Below are 5,166 nucleotides of genomic sequence, written 5' to 3'. Positions count from 1 at the left end.
GGCCGGGCTCGGGCTCGACCACCGGCGGTCGCGGGGCCGGCACCGCGGTGAGCGGCTGGGTGGCCGGCACGGCCGAGACGAGGGGTACCGACACCAGCGCCGCGGTCGCGACCGCGGCGGCGGTGCGGGACCGTCGGCGTGGCCGCTCCCGCTCCGTGGGCAGGGCCCTGCGTGGCCCGCTGCTGTGCCCGTCCCTCGTCACATCCCGACCCGTCCGCGTCGTGTGCTCCGACGCCCACGCTAGCCCTGCGGGCCGCCGAGCTGAACCCCTGCCGGCCGCTGTTCGGACGCCGTTCACGTCCGGGTCAGAACAACGTGTCCTGGCGGTGCCGGTCGGCCGCCGACAGATCCGACAGCGTGACGGTGAGCGTGTCCACCAGCGGCACCGCACCGGCCGCCAGCAGCTCGCCGACGCAGTGCCGCAGCACGTCCTCCTCGGCGCCGGCGGAGTCGAGCCGGGCCCGACGGTGCTCGGTCGGCACACCCTCGCGCGCCAGCGAGACGGTGACGGTGCCGGCCACCAGACCGGCCTCGCCGGCCCGGTGCGCCAGCCGCCGGCAGACCACGTCGGCCAGCTCGGCGGGGCTGCGGTCGGCGCGTCCCCAGCCGACCGTGGCCGTCCCCGCGCTGAGGGTCTGCCGCGAGCGCACCGGACGCACCTCGGCGTCGTCGCAGCCCTCGACGACCTGCCGGAGCCGCCGGGCCATCGTGGTGCCGCACAGCTCGTGCAGCCGGTGCACCGGCACGGCGGCCAGCTCCCCCAGCGTGGTGACGCCGAGGGCGTGCAGCCGGCCCAGGGTCCGTGCACCGACCCCCCAGACGTCGGCCAGCGGCAGGGTGGTGCGCAGCCGCCGCTCCTCCTCCGGCCCGATCACCCGCAGGCCGTCGGGTTTGGCCGTCCGCGAGGCCAGCTTGGCGAACAGCTTGGTGCGGCCGATCCCGGTGGTGACGGTGATCCCGAGCCGCTCGCGCACCTCCCGGCGCAGCGCCCGGGCCCTCTCCTCGACCTCGGGCCAGCTCAGGGCGCTGGTGTCGAGGAAGGCCTCCTCCATCGACCCGGGCTCGACGGCCGGCGCGGCGCGGTCGAAGATCCGGAACAGCTCGTCGCTGACCTGCTCGACCTCCTCCCCGGGCACCGGCAGCACCACCAGCGAGGGGCAGGTGCGCAGCGCCTCGGTGATCCCGGTCCCCGAGCGGACGCCGGCGGCCCGCGCGGGGTAGCTGGCGCAGGCGACCACCGGGCCGCCGACCACCACCGGACGTCCAACCAGGTCGGCGCGGCCGCGCAGCGCGACGGAGACGAAGAAGGCGTCGGCGTCGGCGTGGATCAGCGGTCCGGCCACCCTGCCATCATCGCACACGTGTTCGATTACGACGAGCGCGTCACCTCCACCGGGCTCAAGGTGCGGATGACCAGAAGTCGCGCTAGAGTGTTCATCGCAAGTTAAAGTCATCGTGACCTCAACTCGAGCGGCGGACGACATGACCGAGCAGCGCGGTCTCACCCTGGCGGTGTCCACGGTGATCTTCGCGCTGCGCCCGCACCCCGACACCGGCCGGCTGACGCTCTGGCTGCCGCTGGTGCGCCGGATCCGTGAGCCGTTCCGCGGCCGCTGGGCGCTGCCGGGCGGGCCGCTCGACCCCGCCGACGACCTGGCCACCTCCGCGCGCAGGACGCTGGAGCGCACCACCGGGCTGGCCCCGCACTACCTCGAGCAGCTCTACGCCTTCGGCGCGGTCGACCGCTCCGGCGCCGTCACCGACGAGGGCCGGGTCGTCTCGGTCGTCTACTGGGCGATCATCCGGCCCGACGAGGCCGAGCGCAGCGTGGTCGGCGAGAACGTCGAGTGGCAGGTGGCCGACGAGGTCGGCGCCTGGGGCGGCGCGGCCCCGCTGGCCTTCGACCACGACACGGTGCTGCGCTACGCACTGGCCCGGCTGCGGGCCAAGATCGGCTACAGCCCGATCGCGCTGGCCTTCCTCACCGAGGAGTTCACCCTCGCCGCGCTGCGCGAGGTGCACGAGGCCGTCACCCAGCGCACCCTCGACCCGGCCAACTTCCGCCGCCAGGTGCTCGCCGCGAAGACCGTGGCCCCCACCGGACGCCGCCTGGCCGGCACCGCCCACCGCCCACCCGCGCTGTACCGGCGCGCGGTGGAGATCCCGTCCTCCGACCCGGCTCGCGTGACCGTCACCGAGCCCACCCACCCAGCCGACACCGACCCGCCGAAGGGGCTCTCATGACCTCCGTCCAGCAGTCCATCGCCCTCGCCCCGCAGTCCAGCTGCGACGCCGACCTGGCGGCCGGACCCTGGGTGTTCGACCTCTCACCCGGCTACGGCCCCGGCGCGTCGGAGGCCGACGTGCTGCCCGACCCGGTGGTCCGACCCGGCCAGCTGCCCGAGGCCTACCAGCGGATGGACGAGGCCGAGCTGCACCGGCGGATCCGCGCCGCCAAGCAGACCCTCGGCGACCGGCTGGTCGTGCTCGGGCACTTCTACCAGCGTGACGAGGTGGTCCAGCACGCCGACTTCGTGGGCGACTCCTTCCAGCTCGCCAACGCCGCGCTGACCCGTCCCGACGCCGAGGCGATCGTCTTCTGCGGGGTGCACTTCATGGCCGAGACGGCCGACATCCTGTCCCGGCCCGACCAGCACGTCGTCCTGCCCAACCTCGCCGCCGGCTGCTCGATGGCCGACATGGCCGACGAGGACTCGGTCGAGACCGCCTGGGAGGAGCTGCTGGACGTCCTGGGCGACACCGAGCCGGACGGCCGGGCGAGCGTCGTGCCGGTCACCTACATGAACTCCTCGGCCGCGCTCAAGGCGTTCTGCGGGCGCAACGGCGGCATCGTCTGCACCTCCTCCAACGCCGCCACGGTGCTGGAGTGGGCCTTCGAGCGCGGACAGCGTGTGCTCTTCTTCCCCGACCAGCACCTGGGCCGCAACACCGCCAAGGCGATGGGCATCGGGCTGGACGCGATGCCGATGTGGGACCCGCGGCGTCCGCTCGGCGGCAACACCGAGGAGGCGCTGCGCTCGGCCTCGGTGATCCTGTGGCACGGCTTCTGCTCGGTGCACCGGCGGTTCTCGGTCGCCCAGATCGAGCAGGCCCGCGCCCAGCACCCGGGCGTCAAGGTGGTCGTCCACCCCGAGTGCCCGATGCCGGTGGTCGACGCCGCCGACGCCGCCGGGTCGACCGACTTCATCCGCAAGTACGTCGCGGCCTCGCAGCCCGGTGACGTCATCGCCATCGGCACCGAGGTCAACCTCGTCAACCGGCTGGCCGCCGAGCACCCCGACCGCACCATCTTCTGCCTCGACCCGGTGATCTGCCCCTGCTCGACGATGTACCGGATCCACCCCGGCTACCTCGCCTGGGTGCTGGACGGGCTGGTCGAGGGCGAGGTCCGCAACGAGATCGTGGTGGACGCGGCCGTGGCCGCCGACGCCCGGGTGGCGCTGGAGCGCATGCTCGCCGCCCTGCCGAGGAGCTGAGATGACCCGTCCGCACCTGCTCGTCGTCGGCAGCGGGATCGCCGGGCTGACGGCCGCGCTGGACGCCGCCGCCACGCACCGGGTGACGCTGCTGGCCAAGGACGAGCTCGACCAGTCCAACACCCGTTACGCCCAGGGCGGTATCGCCGTCGTCTCCACCCCCGAGGACAGCGTCGCCGCGCACGTCGCCGACACGCTGGCCGCCGGCGCGGGCCTCAGCGACGCCGAGGTGGTGCGGGTGCTGTGCGCCGGCGGCCCGGACGCGCTGGCCTCGATGCTGGCCCGCGGCGTCGCCTTCGACCGTGACGGCGACGGGCTGGCCCACGGGCTCGAGGCGGCCCACTCCGCCGCCCGGATCCTGCACGCCGGCGGGGACGCCACCGGGCACGCGATCGTCTCCGCGCTGCTGGAGCGGCTGGCGGCGAGCCCGGTGGAGGTCCGTCCCCGGAGCACCGTGGTCGACGTGCTGGTCCGCGACGGACGGGCGGTCGGCGTCCGGCTGCTCGGTGGCGAGGAGGTCGTGGCCGACGCGGTGCTGCTGGCCACCGGCGGCGCCGGACAGCTGTACCCGTTCACCACCAACCCGGCGGTGGCGACCGCCGACGGGGTGGCGATCGCGCTGCGGGCCGGGGCGGCGGTGGCCGACCTGGAGATGTACCAGTTCCACCCGACCTCCCTCGACGCCCCGGGCAGCTTCCTCGTCTCCGAGGCCGTCCGCGGCGAGGGGGCGGTGCTGCGCGACGCGTCGGGGCACCGGTTCATGACCGACCTGCACCCGGACGCCGAGCTCGCCCCGCGCGACGTGGTGGCCCGTGGGATCGCCGCGACGATGGCCCGCACCGGACGTCCGGTGGTGCTGGACGCCACCGCGCTCGGGCCGGAGTTCCTGGCCCGCCGCTTCCCCACCATCGACGCCGCATGCCGTGATCTCGGGCTGGACTGGGGCCGCTCCCCGGTGGCGGTCACCCCGGCCGCGCACTACGCGATGGGCGGGGTGCGCACCGACAGCTGGGGACGGACGTCCGTGCGGGGGCTGCTGGCCGTCGGGGAGGTCGCCTGCACCGGTCTGCACGGCGCGAACCGGCTGGCCTCGAACTCCCTCCTCGACGGGGCGGTGTTCGGCGCGCGGGCGGTGCGCGGGCTGCGGGAGCGTCCGGCGGTCGAGCCGTTCGACGCCACCTGGGCCGAGCCGGTGCCGGTCGACCTGGCCGACGCGGACGGGGCCGAGCCGTTCACCCGCGCCGACCTCCAGCAGCTGCTGTGGCGCTGCGCCGGGCTGTCCCGGGACGCCGCCGGGCTGACCGAGGCCGCCGCCGTGCTGCGCCATTGGCGCACCCCGGAGGTCGACGACGTCAAGGCCAGCGAGGACGCCAACCTGCTGCTGGTCGGCCGGGCCCTGGTGGCCGCCGCGCTGGCCCGCACCGAGTCCCGCGGCAGCCACCACCGCACCGACTTCCCCGACCGTGACGACACCCAGGCCGTGCACCGCTCCCTGGTGCTCCAGCCGTGACGTCTTTCGACGGGCTCAGGACGCTGGTGGTCGAGCCAGCGCACAGCCGCACCCACAACGCCCTGAGCCCGACCCTAACGCCCTGAGCCGTCCCCCCGACGCCCCGAGCCGTCCCCCCGACGCCCCGAGCCGTCCCCCCGACGCCCTGAGCCTGTCGAA

Annotated in this window: 4 protein-coding genes; 3 read left to right on the top strand and 1 reads right to left on the bottom strand. The window is 75.0% G+C overall.

The window, feature by feature from the left end:
• Positions 1-305 precede the first annotated feature (305 nt).
• Positions 306-1,343, bottom strand: coding sequence for a DNA polymerase Y family protein (locus DVA66_RS16895; RefSeq protein ID WP_198671877.1), 1,038 nt, complete (start codon positions 1,341-1,343; stop codon positions 306-308).
• A gap of 139 nt (positions 1,344-1,482) precedes the next feature.
• Here DVA66_RS16895 and DVA66_RS16890 point away from each other — a divergent pair, with 139 nt between their 5' ends.
• The 3 genes from DVA66_RS16890 to nadB are packed head-to-tail and all read left to right on the top strand — an operon-like array spanning position 1,483 to position 5,007.
• Positions 1,483-2,244: an NUDIX hydrolase gene (locus tag DVA66_RS16890; RefSeq protein WP_114561113.1), complete on the top strand. Its 762-nt coding sequence runs from the start codon at positions 1,483-1,485 to the stop codon at positions 2,242-2,244.
• Complete coding sequence (nadA, locus tag DVA66_RS16885) at positions 2,241-3,497, top strand: quinolinate synthase NadA (protein WP_114561112.1); 1,257 nt, start codon at positions 2,241-2,243, stop codon at positions 3,495-3,497. The genes DVA66_RS16890 and nadA overlap by 4 nt, the downstream gene beginning before the upstream one ends.
• Position 3,498: 1 nt before the next feature.
• Positions 3,499-5,007 carry an L-aspartate oxidase gene (gene nadB, locus DVA66_RS16880; RefSeq protein ID WP_114561111.1) on the top strand — a complete coding sequence of 503 codons (1,509 nt, stop codon included), beginning with the start codon at positions 3,499-3,501 and terminating at the stop codon, positions 5,005-5,007.
• Positions 5,008-5,166 lie beyond the last annotated feature (159 nt).

The organism is Desertihabitans aurantiacus (assembly GCF_003344635.1).
GTDB classification, from domain to species: Bacteria; Actinomycetota; Actinomycetes; order Propionibacteriales; family Propionibacteriaceae; genus Desertihabitans; species Desertihabitans aurantiacus.
Note: the sequence above shows the minus strand (reverse complement) of the source record. Positions and strands in the feature narration are given on the sequence as shown.